An 18,388-nucleotide genomic window follows, 5' to 3' on the forward strand; every position below is an offset into this window, starting at 1 on the left:
GAAGATGGCCATCAAGTTCCAATACAACAAGACCTCGCTGGGCGAACTCGGCAAGCAGCTGAAAATGCGGCAGAAGGCCCTTCCGACGATCAAGAGCAAGGAGTCGGCGCTGCGTTCCGAGGTGAAGAAGGCGAAGGACTCCGCAGGCGACTACCGTCGGCAGCTCGAAGCCCTGAAGGCCGAGTACGACTACATGGTGTCGTTGTGGGGAGAGTTTGACAGTGACCTGCTCCGCATTGCGGATGTGGATCTGGCCGAGCGCAAGATCGCCGGTGTCCGCATCCCCGAGCTGGAGGGGGTCCGCTTCGAGGAGAAGGCCTACGACCTCTTCTCCTCGCCGGCGTGGTTTGCCGACGGGGTGGGGATCCTCAAGCGGCTGGCACGCCTGGGCCTCGAATACGAGGTCTATGTGCGGCGCATGGAGCTGCTGGATTTCGCCCGCCGCAAGACCACGCAGAAGGTGAATCTCTACGAAAAGGTGCAGATCCCGGGCTATGAGGATGCCATCCGCAAGATCAAGCGCTTCATGGAGGACGAGGAGAACCTTTCGAAATCGGCCCAGAAGATCGTCAAAAACAAACAACAGGCTGCCGGGGAGGGCGCTCTGCTATGATAGCCAGAATGTCGAAATACGACTTTGTGCTCTATGCGGCACAGAGCGAGGATTTCATCGCCCGGCTGCGTGAGCTCGGGCTGGTGGACATCACCACCACGGGGTGGGAACCCTCGGAGGAGGACCGGCAGCTGCTGCTCGACATCGAGGGTTGCACGAAGGCCGCGGAGTTCCTCAAGGCGTTCCGCGCCGACAGAAGCCACGATGCCCTGCGCGGCGAACCCTTTGCCTCGGGACGCGAGGCCTACGAACACTATGCCGCGGCGCAGCGCGAAGCAACCGCCATCCGCACGGAGATCGCACGGCTGGAGAAGGCGGCCGACGAGTTGCGTCCATGGGGAGCGTTCGATGCGGAGCGCACGGCGCAGCTGGCGGCCGACGGCGTTGTGCTGCGTTATTTCTCGGTGCAGCGCAGTACGTTCGACAAGATGAAGGAGGAGTGGGCGGACAGCTATACGCTCTCGGAGATCTCGCGCACGGATGCTGCGGTATGGTTCGTCGTGGTGACGGCTCCGGGTGAGGAGGTGGCCATCGACGCCCAGGAGATGAAGACCCCTCAGATGGATATCCGCGAGGCGGAGCGCCGTCTGGCGACCGAGCGGGAGCGTCTGTCGGCGCTCGACGCGGAATTTGCCCGTGTGGCGGCCTCCGAAGAGCTGCTGGCACAGTATGCCGCCGAACTCAGGGAGCGGCTGCAGGGCGTGCGCGTCGAGGCGACGGCCCGGCACGAAGCCGACGGCTCGCTGGTGATCATGGAGGGGTGGGCCGAGACCGAAACCTCGGCGAAGGTCGACGCGCTGCTCGAGGCGTACCCCAATGTCGTCTGGCTCAAGAGCGATCCGACGCCCGAGGACGATACGCCCGTCAAGCTGAAGAACAACCGCTTTGCGCGGATCTTCGAGATGATCGGCGACCTCTACGCCCGGCCGAAGTACGGCACGCTGGATCTGACGCCCTTCTTCGCGCCGTTCTACATGCTCTTCTTCGGCATCTGTCTGAACGATGCCGGATACGGTCTGGTATTGCTGGCCGCGGGACTCTTCATGCTGCACAAGTTCCGCGAGCCGGGCATGATGCGCCGCGCCGCGTGGTTCGCCACGCTGTGCGCCCTGACGACGGTCGTCTTCGGCGCCATCTGCGGCTCGTTCTTCGGTCTGAGTCTCAACGAGTACTTCCCCTCGATCCCGTTCTTCGACTTCCAGGGCAAGTTCTTCATCATCTCGCTGGTGATCGGTCTGGTGCAGATCCTCTTCGGCATGGCGCTCAACATCTGGACGACGACGCGTTGCTTCGGCATCACGCACGCCTTCGGACAGTTGGGATGGTTCATTATCCTCGTCTCGTGCTCGCTGGCCGTGGCGCTGCCCATGGCCGGGATCACGATTCCGGGCTTCACGTCCGGGTCGGTGGCCTTCTACGTGGCGCTGGGAATCGGCGGTGTGCTGCTGCTGGTGCTCAACAACCCGCGGCGCAATCCGCTCGTTAACGTCGGAGCCGGACTGTGGGATCTCTACAACAACATCACCGGCCTGCTGAGCGACGTGCTGTCGTACATCCGTCTGTTCGCCATCGGACTGTCGGGCGGTGTGCTGGCACTGGTCTTCAACACGCTGGCCGAGGGCTTCGTCCCCGAGGGCGCCAACATCGTAGTGCGGCTGCTGGTGATGATTCCGATCCTGCTGATCGGCCACGGCATCAACCTCTTCATGTCGACCATCTCGTCGTTCGTTCACCCGATGCGACTCACCTTCGTGGAGTTCTTCAAGAACGCCGGCTTCGAGATGGCCTCGCGGTCGTTCGACCCCATCCGCAAAATGGACAAGACAAACGAATAAACAAAACAATAATCAAAAACTTTTCAAAACACTATGGAAACAACAACAGCATTGGTAATGGCTTACGTCGGCGTAGCGTTGATGGTGGGCCTGGCGGGCATCGCATCCTCCATCGGAACGGCCATCGCAGGCATGGCTTCGGTCGGTGCCATGAAGAAGAACGGCGACGCCTTCGGTAGCTACATGATCCTCTCGGCGCTCCCCGGTTCGCAGGGCCTCTACGGCTTCGTCTGCTTCTTCCTCGTGCAGGGCGGACTGACCAACCCGACGATGACGCAGGGCGCAGCCATTCTGGGTGCCGGTATTCTGGTCGGTATCGTCAATCTGGCTTCGTCGATCTATCAGGCGAAGATCTGCGCCAATGGTATCGCCGCCATCGGAAACGGTCACGACGTGATGGGTAAGACGCTGATTCTGGCCGCCTTCCCGGAGCTGTACGCCATTCTGTCGGTTGCCGCCACCTTCCTGATCGCCACGCTCGACGGCGTGAATCTCTTCTAAGGAGGCGCATTTCCGCGATGCAAAAAAGCCCCGTCCATTTCGGACGGGGCTTTTGCGTGTTGGGGGCAGAATCGGCACGCCGGGGCAGAACCCGCGGGTAGCGGCGGAATCGGCGGGCGGGGGGGCATCGGCAGGCCGGCTGGGCGGTGAGGTGCGGGCATCCCGATTGGGGCAATGCGGATGACACTCTCATACGGGCCCCATGCGCGACACCCTCGTATGTGTGCCCATGTGCGACTCTCTCATACGGGCATCCTTCACGACTCCCCACATACGGGCGTCCGCGCACGATACCAGTCCCCCCCCCTCCGGAATTACCGGCCGCGGCGGCGCGAGGAGTGGCTCACCTTCGGCCCTGAACCTTTGTCAGAGGCCTTGCCTTTGCCCTTGCCGCGGCTGCGGTCGTCGGACGACCCGGAGCGGCGGTTCGGCAGTCCGGGCAGCAGCAGCTCGAAGTCGAGCTGGCGCTTCTGCAGGTCGGCCCGCTTGACGCGGATCCGCACGGGGCTGCCTAGCGTCAGCTTGATGCCGGTCGAGCGCCCGATCACCTCGTACTGCTGTTCGTCGAAGAGGAAGAAGTCGCCCGGAATATCGCGCAGGAAGGACATGCCCTCGATGTGGGTCTCGTCCAGTTCGACGTAGATGCCCCATTCGGTGAGCCCCGAGACGTGGCCGTCGAACTCCTCGCCGATGTGCTCCTTCATGAACTCGACCATCTTGTACTTGATCGAGGCGCGTTCGGCCTCGGCGGCGATCACCTCGCGCTCCGATGCCCGCACGCAGAGCTCCTCGACGGGATCCTTCGGTACCGACTTGCCGCCCTCGAGGTAGTGGGCCAGCAGACGGTGGACCATCATGTCGGGATAGCGGCGGATCGGTGAGGTGAAGTGCGTGTAGTAGGGGAAGGCCAGACCGTAGTGGCCGATGTTGTCGGTCGAGTAGTAGGCCTTGGCCATCGAGCGCACGGCCATCGTCGTGACGGCGTTCTCCTCGGTTGAACCCTTGACCTGCTTGAGAAGTTTGTTCATCTCCCGGGCCACGGCGCGTCCCTTCGAGGCCTTGAAGATGTGGCCGAAGCGGAGGATGAACTGCCGGAAGCGGTCGAGCTTCTCCTCGCTGGGCGAGTCGTGGACGCGGAAGACCATCGTGCGGGGCACGGCGCGCCCCTTGTCGTTGCGGCGGTGGGCGCAGAATTCGGCCACGCGCCGGTTGGCCAGCAGCATGAACTCCTCGATCATCTGGTTCGACTCCTTCTGCTCCTTGAAATAGACGCCCAGCGGCTTGCCGCTCTCGTCGAGCTTGAACTTCACCTCCTCGCGTTCGAAGGCGATGGCGCCGTTCTTGAAACGCTGGGCCCGCATGGCCTGGGCCAGGCGGTTGAGCGTGAGGATCTCCTCGGCGTAGTCGCCCCGGCCGGTCTCGATCACCTCCTGCGCCTCGGCGTAGGTGAAGCGGCGGTCGGAGTGGATCACCGTGCGGCCGAACCACTCGTCGAGGATCTCCAGGTTCTCGTTCATCGTGAAGACGGCCGAGAAGCAGAGGCTCGTCTCGTTGGGCCGCAGCGAGCAGAGCTCGTTCGAGAGGCGCTCGGGGAGCATCGGAACGGTGCGGTCGACCAGATAGACCGACGTGCCGCGTTCGACGGCCTCGTCGTCGAGCACCGAGTGGGGCTTGACGTAGTGGGTGACGTCGGCGATGTGGACGCCGATCTCCCAGACGCCGTCGCGCACCTTGCGGACCGAGAGGGCGTCGTCGAAGTCCTTGGCGTCGGCCGGGTCGACCGTGAAGGTCACCACCTGGCGGAAGTCGCGCCGGCTGGCGATCTCACGGGCCGTGATGCTGCCGTCGATGGCCTTGGCCGCCTCCTCGATTTCGGGTTCGAAGCGGTAGGGGAGTTCGTATTCGGCCAGGATGGCGTGCATCTCCGTATCGTTGTTGCCGGCGATGCCCAGCCGCTCGACCAGTTCGCCCACGGGGCTCTTGCTGCCGGGCTGCCAGTCGACAATGCGCACGACGACCTTCTCGCCGTCGCGCACGTCGGGATAGGCGCGTTTCGAGAGGTAGATGTCCATCGGCATGCGGCGCGAGTCGGCCCTGACGAAGATCTGGTGGGCGCCGACCTCGGCCACGCCGACGTAGGGCTTGTGACACCGTTCGAGGATGCGCGTCACCTCGCCCTCGAACTTGCCGTTGCGGCCGCGGTGGATGACGGCCACCTCGACGCGGTCACCGTCCAGCGCATTGGCCGTGTTGCGCGGGTTGACGAAGATATCCTCCTCCTGCCCCTCGACCTCGACGTAGACGGCTCCCGACTGCGTCATGCTGGCCACACCCTCGTAGAGCGGGCGGTGCTGCTGCGAGAGGCGGTACTTTTCGCGCGAGCACTCCTCGACGATCCCCTCGTCGAACAGCCGGCTGAGGATCTCGAACGTCTCGCGGCGCCCCTCCTTCGAGGCTCCGCCCGAGACCGATGCCAGGTATTTGAGCGTGAACTGCGTGTTGGGAAAATCGCGGAACATGTGAAGAATGATCTCTTCACGGGCCGATCGCTTGTTTTTGGCCCCCTCTTTCGGGGTCCGTTGTTGTCTCTTGTTCATATCGTGTGTCTTTATTTTTCGAGAATCCGCAGGGCCAGTTCGTGCATGAAGGCGATGCCCGGTTCGATAGCCCCCTCGTCGGGAAGGAACGTCGCCGTGTGGGAGCGTCCGGCCGCGGCGCCGACCCCGAGGCGGTAGAAGAGCGATGGATACTCCCGGCAGTAGAAGCCGAAATCCTCGGCCGTGGTCCGCAGCGGAAGCATCTCGATGTGGCGTCCTTCGTGGCGGGCGATGGCCACGGCCAGTTTGACGAGGATCTCGTCGTTGACCACGCACGGGTAGCCGTGGCTGATCTCCACGCGGGTCTTCACGCCGCGGCGCGCGTCGATCTCGGCGGCGATGTTGGCGATGCGCTGGTGGAGGATCTTGCGCTGGCGTTCGTCGAACGTGCGCAGCGTCCCCTCCATGTAGACCTCGTCGGGGACGATGTTCGTGGCGCCGAGGGCCTCGAAGCGGCCGATCGACAGCACGCACTCCTCGCCGTTGAGGGCTACCAGCCGCGTGAGCAGTTCGGCTCCGGCGGCCACGGGGTCCTTCAGCAGCTGGCGCATGGCGCCGTGGCCGCCCGTGCCGTGGATCCGCAGCCGCAGTTCGTCGCTCGAGGCCATGTACTTTCCGGCTCGGAATCCGAAGCTGCCGACCTCGAGCTGCGCATCGACGTGTTCGCCCACCACGGCGCGGATGTCATACCCCTCGAAGGGCTTTTCGGCCAGCACGAGCGATGCGCCGCCCGGGTTGCACTCCTCGCCGGGCTGGAAGAGCCCGAAGAGCGTACCGCGGAAGTCGGGCCGGGCGGCCATGCGCTGCAGCACGCCGTAGAGGACGGCGGCATGCATGTCGTGGCCGCAGGCGTGCATCACGCCGCGGCGCTGCGAATGCCACGTACAGTCGTTCTGTTCGTCGATCGGCAGGGCGTCGATGTCGGCCCGCAGCACGACGGCGCGGCGGTCGTCGGCCACGCTTTTCGATCCGCGGATCGAGGCCAGGACGCCGGTCCCGGCCACGCGGCGATGGGCGATCCCCAGCGCATCGAGCCGCTCTTCGATATAACGGGCCGTCTCCTGCTCCTGGAACGAGAGTTCGGGATGGGCGTGCAGATGGCGTCGGAATTCGACGGGGGTTATCTCCTTGTTACTTTCCATATAACCTTTGAAAGAAAATAGCTTGTCGGAGGCCGCTCCCCGGACGAATCGTCCGCCCGGTGCGTGACTCCGCGTTGTTCTTCTTTCGGGGCGGGAGGGCGGTCCGATCTGTTTTCCGGCCCGGACGCATCCTCCCCCCCCCTCTCTCTTTGATCAGAAGAGTGCCGAAACGATCTTCTGAATGTTTGTTGTGCGACTCATTGTATAATAGTGCAGCACCGGGACGCCGGCGGCCATCAGCTCGCGGCTCTGGGCGATGGCCCATTCGGTGCCGATCTCGCGGGCGCTTTCGGGGTGGGCCTTCACCTCGCGGGCCAGCTCCTCGGGGATCGAGACGTGGAACGTCTCGGGCAGCACCTCCAGATGGCGGGGCGTCGACAGCGGTTTCAGTCCGGGGATGATCGGTACGGTGATTCCCGCCTCGCGGCAGCGGCGCACGAAGTCGAAGTACTTGCGGTTGTCGAAAAAGAGCTGCGTGATGACATACTCGGCGCCGGCGTCGATCTTGGCCTTCAGGTGGGCGATGTCCGAGGTGATGTCGCGCGCCTCGAAGTGGACCTCGGGGTAGCCGGCCACGCCGATCGAGAATTTCGAGTGGTGGCACTCCTCGACCTCGCCGTCGATGAAGCGGCCGTGGTTCATGTCGTCGATCTGCCGCACCAGGTCGATGGCATGGGCATGGCCCTGCGGATGGGGCATGAAGCGGCGTTCGTTCTGCGACTTGTCGCCGCGCAGCGCCAGCACGTTGTGCAGTCCGAGGAAGTCCATGTCGATGAGCGTGTCCTCGATGTCGTATTTCGACAGCCCGCCGCAGATCAGGTGCGGAACCACCTCCACGCCGTAGCGCTGCTGGATGGCCGCCGAGATGCCGACCGTGCCGGGGCGCCGCCGCACGACGTGCCACTCGATGCTGCCGTCCTCGCGTACGGTCTCCTTGATTGCCTCGCGGTGGAACGTGATGTTGATGTAGGCCGGGCGGTAGGGCATCAGCGGCTCGATGGCGGCGAAGATCTTCTGGCTGCCGTCGCCCTTGAGCGGCGGCAGGAGTTCGAAGGCGAAGCGCGTGCGCTTCGTGGCGATGGCTTCGCGGATGATATCGACTACGTTCATGGCTGTGTCAGAGATTGTTGGGAATGAGTTTCTTGATCTGCTCGACCTCCATGCCGCGGCGGCGCGCATAGTCGAGCAGCTGCTTGGTGTCGATCGTCCCGACGGAGAAGTACCCGCCGTCAGCGAACATCAGTCCGCAGATCGCCTCACCCGGATTGATCATCCAGTTCTCCGTCAGGCGCATGCCGGTCGTCGTTTCGACGGCCAGCAGGTCGAAGACCTCGCGCTTGAGCGAGTGGTCGGGCGCCGAGGGGTAGCCGAAGGCCACGCGGCAGCCGCGGTAGTGGCCGCGGATGATCTGCTGCGGGTCGATGCCGCCCTCGGTCTCGTAGCCCCACATCTGGCGCCGTACGAAGGTGTGCACCGCCTCGCCGAAGGCCTCGGTCAGCCGGTCGGCCAGCAACTTCGACAGGATGGCCGAGTAGTCGTCGGCCTCCTTGCGGAAGCGCTCCTCGAGCTCCTTGAGCCCGATGCCGGCCGTCAGCGCAAAGCAGCCGATCCAGTCGTTCTGCGGGGCGATCCGGTCGGCCAGCGACTGGTTCTCCTCGCCGCGCGTCTGGTTGCGCAGCATCGGGAGCCGTTTTTCACGCCCCTTGGTGTCCGTGATGAGGATGTCGTCGCGCTCCGAGCGGGCCGGGAAGATCCCCACAACCCCCTGCAGCGTCAGCAGATGCTCCTCGCGGATCCGCTTCAGCAGCGCCTGGGCATCGTCGAAGAGCTTGCGAGCCTCGGGACCCTTCTCGGGGTGGTCGAGGATCTCCGGGTAGCGACCCTTGAGCCCCCAGGCCGGGAAGAAGAAGTTCCAGTCGATGAAGGGCTCGGCATCCGAGATGTCGAAGTCGGGGAAGACCAGACGCCCCGTGTGGAGCGGCTTGACGGGTTCGTGGGGCGGCAGCCCGCGGCGCGCCTTGTGCACCTCGACGATCGGAATCAGATCGCGCTGGCGGAGTTTGCGGGCATACTCTTCGCGCAGCGCGGCCTGCTGCCGCTTCACCTCTTCGGCATAGGCCTCGGAACGGTTGCCCAGCAGCCGGGCCAGGATCTGCGTGTTCTGGCTGGCGTTGGCCGAGTGGATGACCGCCCCCGAGTAGACCGGGGCGATCTTCACGGCCGTATGGAGATCCGACGTCGTGGCGCCGCCGATGATCACCGGAATGCGCAATCCGCGCCGTTCGAGCTCCTCGCAGATGCGGGCCATCTCGTCGAGCGACGGGGTGATCAGTCCGCTCAGCCCGATGACCTGCGCCCCCCACGCCACCGCCTCGTCGACGATGCGTTCGGCCTCGACCATGACGCCCAGATCGCGGATCTCGTAGCCGTTGCAGGCCATCACCACCGAGACAATGTTCTTGCCGATGTCGTGGACGTCGCCCTTCACCGTGGCCACCAGCACCTTGCCGGCCGAGTGGGTCGTGGTGGCGGCCCCCTGCTCGATGTAGGGGGTCAGCACCGCCACGGCGCGCTTCATCACGCGGGCCGTCTTCACGACCTGCGGCAGGAACATCTTCCCCGCACCGAAGAGTTCGCCGACCTGCTCCATGGCGGGCATCAGCAGCCGGTCGATCACCGCCATCGGGCTGCCCAGTTCGCGGTAGGCCTCCAGCGCATCCTCCTCGATGTGGTCGGCAACGCCCTTGAGCATGGCGTAGTCGATGCGTTCGCGGAGCGTGCCGCTGCGCCAGGCATCGGCCTGCTGCGGCTCCTGTTGCGCCGTCTGCTGCACCTGATGGGCATACTCCGTGAGGCGTTCCGAGGCATCGGGCCGGCGGCACAGCAGCACGTCCTCGACCCGTTCGAGCAGTTCGGGCTCGATCTGGCTGTAGACGCGCAGCATCTGCGGGTTGACGATCCCCATGTCCATCCCGGCGCGGATCGCATGGTAGAGGAAGGCCGAGTGCATCGCCTCGCGCACGGCGTTGTTGCCGCGGAAGGCGAACGAGAGGTTCGACACCCCGCCCGAGACCTTCGCCCAGGGCAGGTGTTCCTTGATCCAGCGTGTGGCGTCGATGAAGGCCTTGGCGTAGCCGTCGTGTTCGGGAATACCCGTCGCCACGGCCAGTATGTTGGGGTCGAAGATGATATCCTCGGCCGGGAATCCGTTGTCGGTCAGCAGGCGGTAGGCGCGCTGCGCCACCTCGATCTTGCGTTCGCAGGTGTCGGCCTGCCCGCGCTCGTCGAAGAGCATCACCACGGCGGCGGCTCCGTAGCGGTGGATTTCGGCCGCACGCTGCAGGAACTCCGCCTCGCCCTCCTTCAGCGAGATGGAGTTGACCACCGACTTGCCCTGCACGACCTCAAGCCCGGCGGTGAGCACCTCCCACTTCGACGAGTCGATCATCACCGGCACGCGGGCGATTTCGGGCTCCGCGGCCATCAGGTTGAGGAACGTGCGCATGGCCTCCACGCCGTCGATCATGCCGTCGTCCATGCAGACGTCGACCACCTGCGCTCCGGCCTCGACCTGCGCCCGGGCCACCGAGAGGGCCTCTTCGTAGTTGCTCTCGCGGATGAGCCGCGCAAAGCGGGCCGAGCCGGCGACGTTCGTCCGCTCGCCGATGTTGATGAAGTTCGCCTCGGGGACCACCCGCAGCGGTTCGAGTCCGGCGAGCACCGTTTCGTGGCGCGGCTCGGGCAGCGGACGCGGGGTATATTGGCCGACGATTTTCGAGAGTTCGAAGATGTGGGCCGGAGTGGTTCCGCAGCAGCCGCCGACGATGTTGACCAGTCCGCGGCGCATGTACTCGCCCAGATCCTCGGCAAACATCACCGGGGTCTCGTCGTAACCGCCCATGACGTTGGGCAGTCCGGCGTTCGGGTGAGCCGAGATGCGGGTCTGGGCCACCTTGGCCAACCGTTCGAGGTAGGGCATCAGCTGCCGGGCCCCGAAGCCGCAGTTCAGGCCGATCGACAGCAGCCGCGCGTGGGAGAGCGACGCGGCGAAGGCCTCGACGGTCTGTCCCGAGAGGGTGCGGCCGCTGGCATCGGAGAGCGTCCCGGAGACCATCACCGGGATCTGCCGCCCGAGCTCCTCACACAGACGGTCGATGGCGTAGAGGGCCGCCTTGGCGTTGAGCGTGTCGAACACGGTCTCGACGAGCAGCACGTCGACTCCGCCCTCCACCAGTCCGCGGGCTTGGTCTGTGTAGGCGTCGACCAGCTGGCGGAAGGTCACCTCGCGGGCTGCGGGGTTGGCCACGTCGGCCGACATCGAGGCCGTGCGGTTCGTGGGGCCCATCGACCCGGCGACGAAGCGCGGTTTCTGCGGGTTGCGCGCCGTGAAGGCGTCGGCCGCCGCGCGCGCCACCTCGGCGGCCGCGCGCGAGATCTCGCGGGCCAACCCCTCGAGCCGGTAGTCGGCCAGCGAGACGGCATTGGCGTTGAACGAATCGGTTTCGATGATGTCGGCACCGGCCGCCAGATATTTTTCGTGGATTTCGCGTACCACCTCCGGGCGGGTCAGCACCAGCAGGTCGTTGCAACCCTTGAGCTGCACCTCCCACGTGCGGAAGCGCTCGCCGCGATAGGCCGCCTCGTCGAGTCCGTAACTCTGGACCATGGTGCCGAATCCGCCGTCGAGCAGCAGGATGCGGTGCTCGAGCAGCGCTTGCAGCGTCTTGTTTTTCGTTTCTGCGGGTATCATTGTTCGATAATCTCTATTTCGAAGAGTTTGCTCCAGTTCTTGCCCGTGACGAAGAGGCGTTTGGAGACGGGGTCCCAGGCTATGCCGTTCAGCACGTCGGTCGAGGGGGTGCGCTCCCCGTCGGGCAGCAGCCCCGTGAGGTCGACCACCCCTTCGACGCGGCCCGTTGCCGGGTCGATGATGACGAGCTGGTCGGTCATGTAGACGTTGGCCCAGATGCGGCCGTCGATCCACTCCAGTTCGTTGAGGAAGGGGACCGGTTCGCCCTTCAGGGTGACGGTCACATGGCCGCTGCGGCGGAACGTCGCCGGGTCGACCGTGTAGAGGTTGGCCGATCCGTCGGTCATGTAGAGCTGTCGTCCGTCGGTGGTGATTCCCCATCCCTCGCCGGCGTAGCGGTGGTCGCGGAGCTTCTCGAGACCGCCCTCGGTGATGCGGTAGACGTGGGCGGTGTTCGACTGCCAGGTGAGCTGGAAGAGTTCGTCGCCCAGAATGGCGATCCCCTCGCCGAACTCCGAGCGCGGCAGCGTGGCCAGCACCCGGCTGCGGCCCGAGGCCGGATCGAGCGTCTGCACGACCGATTCGCCGTACTGGCCCGTCCCCTCCCACAGCGCGCCGTCGTGCCACAGCAGACCCTGCGTATAGGCCTTCGTGGAGTGAGGGTGGGAGGCCTTGACGCGGTAGGTGTAGTGTTTCGGTTCGGCGGGCACGGAGGCCGTCGTATGTTTTCGGGCCGTCGAGCGTGTCCTGGCCGGGGAGTTCCCGCAGGCCGTGAGCAGGGCGCTCGCCAGCAGAAGAGTCGTCACAAGTTTCATCGTTCGCGGAGATAAAGCCTACAAAGGTACGAAAAGCAAACCACAAATCATAATTTCACCTATAATATGGAGCTATCTGTTGGGCGGATCGGAATAATTTCGTATCTTTGCCTCCCGATTCCGAGTGGAAAAACGCAAGAAATCAGATATAACAAACTCATTATGAAGATCGTAAGAGAACAACACGGCGAGAATAACTCGCTGATCCGCGTGACCGTCGGTCAGGACGATTACGGCCAGGAGGTCGAAAAGGCGCTGCGCGAGTATCGTCGCAAGGCCAATATTCCGGGATTCCGTCCCGGCATGGTCCCGATGGGCATCATCCGCAAGATGTACGGCAAGGGTGTCGTGGCCGAGCAGTCCTACCGCAAGGCCTCGAACTCCGTCTTCGAGTACCTCCAGAAGGAGGGCATCGACTACCTGGGCGACGTCATCCCCGCCGAGGAGCAGGGTGCCTTCGATTTCGAGAACAACACCGAATTCGAGTTCGTCTTCGAGATCGGTGAGGCTCCGGCCATCAACCTCGAGCTCTCGGACAAGGACAAGCTGACCTACCACTCGATCAAGATCGACAAGAAGATGCACGACGACTACCGTTCGAACTACCTGCGCCGCTACGGCCGTCTGGTCGACGCCGACGAGGTGACCTCGGACGAGGCCCTGACCGTGACGCTCGACAACGGCGACATGAACGTGGCCGATGCCTACGTGGGTCTGATCTCGATGACCGACGAGGAGCGCAAACCCTTCCTCGGCAAGAAGGTCGGCGACAAGATGAAGGTCAACATCAACGAACTCTACAAGACTCCGGCCCAGCGTGCCGCCTGCCTGCAGGTCAAGGAGCATGAGCTCGACGGCATCAATCCCGAGTTCGAGATGGAGATCACCAAGATCCGCCGTTTCGCCGAGCCCGAACTCAACGAGGAGTTCTTCAAGATGGCCTTCCCGCAGGGCAACGTCACCTCGGAGGCCGAGTTCGACAAGTACCTCGACGCTCAGATCGAGAGCGAACTGCGTCGTGAGAGCGACTACCTCTTCACGTTGCAGCTGCGCGACTACCTCCTGAAGAAGGCCGATCTGAAGATGCCGGTTCCGTTCCTCAAGCGCTGGCTCTATACGATCAACGAGGGCAAGTTCACGATGGAGGAGATCGAGAAGGACTTCGATCAATTCCTGAAGATGTTCACTTGGAACTATCTGCAGAAGCACTTCATCAAGGCCGACAACCTCACCGTGACGAAGGAGGAGGCTACGGCCGAGGCCAAGGCGCTGGCTGCCGCCCAGTTCGCGCAGTACGGCATGCCGTCGGCACCGGATGACATGCTGGCCGGATATGCCGAGAAGATCCTCGCCGACAAGGATCAGGGTCAGAAGATCTACGAGAGGCTCTACGAGACGAAGGTCGTCGACGACATCAAGTCGAAGATCAAGGTGACGGAAAAGGCCGTTTCCGCAGAGGATTTCGCCAAATTGGCAAAGGAGCTTTAGGATTCGCGGATTTTTGATTATCTTTGGACTTTGCAGGCGCGATGTTTGCAAAGTCCTTTTTTATGCGGGGGGCCGAGAGAGTCGGGCCGGGCGTTGTGAACGGCGGCCGGGTGCTGGAAAGGGCCGGACGTTGTGAGTGCCGGTTGGTGTGAAGGAGCTAGCCGGGTGCTGGAAAGGACCGGGAAGCTGTGAGGACCGGTTGGTGCGAAGGAACTCGCCGGGTGCTGTGAACGGCGGCGGGAACGCAGGGAAACGCTGCGGTCGGTCGGTTGCCGGATTCGGTGATTGACGCCGGACGCGGGCCCGCCCAAACGCGGATCCCGTAGGCAGATCCCCCTCTCCGCAAATGTGTGTTGAAAGGATAACGAATCGAAGAATATGTCTGAATTTGAAAAATATGCCCGGAAGCATTGCGGGATCAGCTCGCTGAAACTGCATGACTTCCAATCGGTCAGTGCGGCCTATGTCTCGCCGACGATCATCGAGGAACGCCAGTTGAATGTCGCCACCATGGACGTCTTTTCGCGTCTGATGATGGACCGCATTATCTTCCTCGGAGCACCGATTTACGACGATGCCGCCAACATCATCCAGGCCCAGCTGCTGTTCCTGGAGTCGGTTGACCCCGACAAGGATGTCCAGATCTACATCAATTCGCCCGGCGGTTCGGTCTCGGCCGGACTGGGTATCTACGATACGATGCAGCTCGTGTCCTGCGACGTGGGGACCATCTGCACGGGACTGGCCGCCTCGATGGGTGCCGTGCTGCTGACGGCCGGTGCCGCCGGCAAGCGCGCCGCGCTGCCCCATGCCCGGGTGATGATCCACCAGCCCCTCGGAGGCGCTCAGGGCCAGGCCTCCGACATCGAAATCACGGCCCGCGAAATCATGAAGACCAAACGCGAGCTCTACGAGATCCTCGCGGCCCATTCCGGCGTCTCGATCCGCAAGATCGAGAAAGACGCCGATCGTGACTACTGGCTTTCGGCCCCCGAGGCCAAGGAGTACGGACTGATCGATACCGTACTCTCCAAACGTGAGAAGTAACCTCCATGGCACAGAATCGCAACAACAACAAAACCGACAATACGAAGAACGGCGGCGACAGCTGTTCGTTCTGCGGCGCCAAACGCTCCGAGGTGGAGATCATGTTCCAGGGCATGGACGGCGCCAACATCTGCAATAAGTGCATCGAGAACGGCTACCGCATCCTGCTCGACAACGACATGGTCGCCGCAGAGGGGCGCAAGGGTCGTTCGAAGGCGGCTCCCCTGAAGAAGGAGGAGCTGCTCAAACCCGCCCAGATCAAGGAGTTCCTCGATCAGTACGTCATCGGGCAGGACGCCGCCAAGCGCTACCTCTCGGTGGCGGTCTACAACCACTACAAGCGGCTGCTCTACGCCCCGAAGGAGAACGACGTCGAACTCGACAAGTCGAACATCGTGCTGGTGGGCCCGACGGGAACGGGAAAGACCCTGATGGCCCGCACGATCGCCAAACTGCTGAAGGTCCCCTTCACGATCGTCGACGCCACGGTGCTCACCGAGGCCGGTTACGTGGGTGAGGATGTCGAGAGCATCCTCTCGCGGCTGCTGCAGGTGGCCGACTACGACGTCGAGCAGGCCCAGCGCGGCATCGTCTTCATCGACGAGATCGACAAGATCGCCCGCAAGGGGGACAACCCCTCGATCACGCGCGACGTCTCGGGCGAGGGTGTGCAGCAGGCCCTGCTGAAGATCCTCGAGGGTACGGTGGTCAACGTTCCGCCCCAGGGCGGGCGCAAGCACCCCGAACAGAAGTTCATCCAGGTCGACACGCGCAACATCCTCTTCATCTGCGGCGGTGCGTTCGACGGCATCGAGAAGAAGATCGCCCAGCGGCTCAACACGCGGGCAATGGGCTACGGCCGCATCAATGCCGACCCGATCGACCGCTCGAACCTCATGCAGTACATCACGCCGCAGGATCTGAAGTCGTTCGGACTGATCCCCGAACTGGTGGGGCGTCTGCCGGTGCTGACCTACATGCAGCCGCTGGGACGCGACGCCCTGCGTTCGATCCTCACCGAACCGCGCAATGCCATCATCAAGCAGTACGTGCGGTTGTTTGAGATGGACGGCGTGAAACTGACCTTCACCGACGAGGCGCTCGACTACATCGTCGACAAGGCCGTGGAGTTCAAGCTCGGAGCCCGCGGTCTGCGGTCGATCTGCGAGGCGGTCATGATGGACACGATGTTCGAACTGCCGTCGACCGGCGCCAGGGAGTTCACCGTGACGCTCGACTACGCCCGCGAGAAGGTCGAGAAGGCCAATCTCCCGGTGCTGAAGCAGGTGGGGTGATCCTCGATAACTACGACAACCAACGCTTAAATAACTGCAACAACAATGTCTACAACGAATTCAAAACTGACGCGCGTAGCCGACAACGTCCGTATTCTGTCGGCGGCGATGGTGGAAAAGGCGAAATCGGGACATCCGGGCGGAGCCATGGGCGGTGCCGACTTCATCACGGTGCTCTATGCCGAATTTCTGCGCTATGATCCCGACAACATGGCCTATCCGTTCCGGGACCGTTTCTTCCTTGATCCGGGCCACATGTCGCCGATGCTGTATGCGACGCTTTCGCTGGCGGGCCACTACTCGACCGAGGATCTGCAGTCGCTTCGGCAGTGGGGCAGCGTGACGCCGGGGCACCCCGAGGTCGACGTCCTGCGCGGAGTGGAGAATACGTCGGGTCCGCTCGGACAGGGTCATGCCATGGCCCTCGGAGCCGCCATTGCCGAACGCTTCCTGGCGGCGCGCTTCGGCGAGTGGATGGCCCACCGGACCTATGCCTATATCTCGGACGGCGCCGTCGAGGAGGAGATCTCGCAGGGCGTCGGCCGTATTGCCGGCCACCTCGGGCTCTCGAATCTGGTGATGTTCTACGATGCGAACAACATCCAGTTGTCGACGAAGGTCGACGAGGTCGACACGGAGAATGTGGCCATGAAGTACGAGGCCTGGGGCTGGAACGTCCTCTCGATCGACGGCCACAACATCAACCAGATCCGCGAGGCGCTGGTGGCAGCCCAGAGCGAGACCGAACGTCCGACACTCATCATCGGCCATACGACGATGGGCAAGGGTGCCAGGGGGCCCGAGGGCGAGAGCTACGAAAACCGCGTCTCGACCCATGGCCAGCCGCTCAGTGCGGCCGGAGCCGATTTCGCCGCCACGGTGAAGAATCTGGGCGGCGATCCGGAGAACCCGTTCGCCGTCTTCGAGGAGAGCCGCGAGGTCTTCGCCGAGCGTCGCGAGGCGCTGCGGGCCTGGGCTGCCGAGCAGGCCGCCGTCGAGAAGTCGTGGCGCAGCGAACACCGGGAGCTGGCCCGCAAACTCGACGAATTTCTCTCGGGACATCTGCCCGAGATCGACTACAAGCTGATCGAGGTGAAGCCCGACGTGGCGACGCGTGCCGCCTCGTCGTCGGTGCTGGGTGTCTATGCCGAGAAGATCGACAACATGATCGTCTCGTCGGCCGATCTCTCGAACTCGGACAAGACGGACGGCTATCTGAAGAAGACCAAGGCCTTCACGAAGGGCGACTTCACGGGCAAGTTCTTCCAGGCGGGCGTCTCGGAGCTGACGATGGCCTGCGTGATGAACGGCATGGCGCTGCACGGCGGCGTGATCCCCGTATGCGGCACCTTCTTCGTCTTCTCGGACTACATGAAGCCGGCCGTGCGCATGGCGGCGCTGATGCGTCTGCACGTGATCTACGTCTGGTCGCACGACTCGTTCCGTGTGGGTGAGGACGGTCCGACCCACCAGCCCGTCGAGCAGGAGGCCCAGATCCGTCTGATGGAACATCTGCGGAACCACGAAGGGAAACGTTCGATGGTCGTGTTGCGCCCGGCGGATGCCGAGGAGACGGTCATGGCCTGGAAACTGGCCGTCGAGGAGCACCGCCCGGTAGCGCTGGTCCTCTCGCGTCAGAACATCAAGAACCTGCCGACGCTGGGTGCCAGCCGCCGCGAAGAGGCCGCCCAGATCTCCAAGGGTGCCTACGTGGTGATGGATGCCGCCAAACCGGCCGCCGTGCTGATCGCCTCGGGTTCGGAGGTCTCGACGCTGGTCGAGGGTGCCGAACTGCTGGCTGAGGAGGGCATCGCCGTTCGGGTGGTTAGCGCTCCGAGCGAGGGGCTCTTCCGCGACCAGCCCCGGTCGTACCAGGAGACGGTGCTGCCTGCCGGACTGCCGCGCTACGGCATGACCTCGGGCCTGCCGGTGAACCTGCTGGGACTCGTCGGCGAGAAGGGCATGATCCACGGTCTGGACCACTTCGGATATTCGGCCCCCTACAAGGTGCTCGACGAGAAGTTCGGCTACAACGGCAAGACCGTAGCCGCCGAGGTGAAGAAGATGCTGGGCCGTTAGCCCGGGGCCGGGGGGGGCGGAAAAAAGGTGCCAGTTGGAGGAGCGCCGCAATTGGGAGCTACAGCCGGGGTGCTGAAACCGGAGGATCGCAGCAACCCCTCCCCACCCGAAACAAGATACACAAGAGGAGAGGAGCCATCCTGAAGATGGTCCCTCTTTTTTTATATATAGGTGAGATGCCCGATTCTGCGGTTTTTTGAAAAAATTCCCGAAAATCCATTGCCAA

At 63.6% G+C, this 18,388-nt stretch carries 12 protein-coding genes; 7 read left to right on the plus strand and 5 right to left on the minus strand.

The genetic code is table 11. The features are described from left to right. Positions 1 to 4: 4 nt before the first annotated feature. The 3 genes from B5E60_RS07630 to B5E60_RS07640 are packed head-to-tail and all read left to right on the plus strand — an operon-like array spanning position 5 to position 2,949. Positions 5 to 613 carry a V-type ATP synthase subunit D gene (locus B5E60_RS07630; protein ID WP_087310920.1) on the plus strand — a complete coding sequence of 203 codons (609 nt, stop codon included), beginning with the start codon at positions 5 to 7 and terminating at the stop codon, positions 611 to 613. After that, a complete protein-coding gene (locus tag B5E60_RS07635) occupies positions 610 to 2,448 on the plus strand; it encodes a V-type ATP synthase subunit I (RefSeq protein WP_239403270.1) in 1,839 nt (612 codons plus the stop codon). Before B5E60_RS07630 ends, B5E60_RS07635 begins: the two co-directional genes overlap by 4 nt. 57 nt (positions 2,449 to 2,505) lie before the next feature. Then, on the plus strand, positions 2,506 to 2,949 hold the full coding sequence (locus B5E60_RS07640; protein WP_087310922.1) for an ATPase: 444 nt from the start codon (positions 2,506 to 2,508) through the stop codon (positions 2,947 to 2,949). A gap of 314 nt (positions 2,950 to 3,263) precedes the next feature. Here B5E60_RS07640 and rnr read toward each other — a convergent pair whose 3' ends face one another. From rnr to B5E60_RS07665, 5 genes are all read right to left on the minus strand, one after another. Then, entirely contained in the window at positions 3,264 to 5,546 is a 2,283-nt protein-coding gene (gene rnr / locus B5E60_RS07645; protein WP_087310923.1) for a ribonuclease R, read from the minus strand. A gap of 11 nt (positions 5,547 to 5,557) precedes the next feature. Next, positions 5,558 to 6,670 (minus strand): M20 family metallopeptidase, encoded by a 1,113-nt coding sequence (locus B5E60_RS07650; protein ID WP_087311019.1) that lies wholly within the window; start codon positions 6,668 to 6,670, stop codon positions 5,558 to 5,560. Between the two features lie 171 nt (positions 6,671 to 6,841). Next, positions 6,842 to 7,798, minus strand: coding sequence for a methylenetetrahydrofolate reductase (locus tag B5E60_RS07655; RefSeq protein ID WP_087310924.1), 957 nt, complete (start codon positions 7,796 to 7,798; stop codon positions 6,842 to 6,844). A gap of 7 nt (positions 7,799 to 7,805) precedes the next feature. Beyond that, the gene (metH, locus tag B5E60_RS07660; RefSeq protein ID WP_087310925.1) at positions 7,806 to 11,438 is read right to left on the minus strand and encodes a methionine synthase; all 3,633 of its coding nucleotides are present in this window, start codon (positions 11,436 to 11,438) and stop codon (positions 7,806 to 7,808) included. Beyond that, positions 11,435 to 12,253, minus strand: a complete 819-nt coding sequence (locus B5E60_RS07665) for a glutaminyl-peptide cyclotransferase (RefSeq protein ID WP_087310926.1) — start codon at positions 12,251 to 12,253, stop codon at positions 11,435 to 11,437. Before B5E60_RS07665 ends, metH begins: the two co-directional genes overlap by 4 nt. A 162-nt stretch (positions 12,254 to 12,415) precedes the next feature. Here B5E60_RS07665 and B5E60_RS07670 point away from each other — a divergent pair, with 162 nt between their 5' ends. The 4 genes from B5E60_RS07670 (at position 12,416) to B5E60_RS07685 (ending at position 18,162) form a co-directional block, all read left to right on the plus strand. Next, positions 12,416 to 13,741 carry a trigger factor gene (locus B5E60_RS07670; protein WP_087310927.1) on the plus strand — a complete coding sequence of 442 codons (1,326 nt, stop codon included), beginning with the start codon at positions 12,416 to 12,418 and terminating at the stop codon, positions 13,739 to 13,741. Positions 13,742 to 14,119: 378 nt separating this feature from the next. Further along, positions 14,120 to 14,788 (plus strand): ATP-dependent Clp endopeptidase proteolytic subunit ClpP, encoded by a 669-nt coding sequence (gene clpP / locus B5E60_RS07675; protein ID WP_087310928.1) that lies wholly within the window; start codon positions 14,120 to 14,122, stop codon positions 14,786 to 14,788. Between the two features lie 5 nt (positions 14,789 to 14,793). Continuing rightward, positions 14,794 to 16,083: an ATP-dependent Clp protease ATP-binding subunit ClpX gene (clpX, locus tag B5E60_RS07680; RefSeq protein WP_087310929.1), complete on the plus strand. Its 1,290-nt coding sequence runs from the start codon at positions 14,794 to 14,796 to the stop codon at positions 16,081 to 16,083. Positions 16,084 to 16,128: 45 nt separating this feature from the next. Continuing rightward, on the plus strand, positions 16,129 to 18,162 hold the full coding sequence (locus tag B5E60_RS07685; RefSeq protein WP_087310930.1) for a transketolase family protein: 2,034 nt from the start codon (positions 16,129 to 16,131) through the stop codon (positions 18,160 to 18,162). Positions 18,163 to 18,388 lie beyond the last annotated feature (226 nt).

The sequence above is a fragment of the Alistipes sp. An116 genome, assembly GCF_002161005.1.
In the GTDB taxonomy this organism is placed as follows: domain Bacteria; phylum Bacteroidota; class Bacteroidia; order Bacteroidales; family Rikenellaceae; genus Alistipes; species Alistipes megaguti.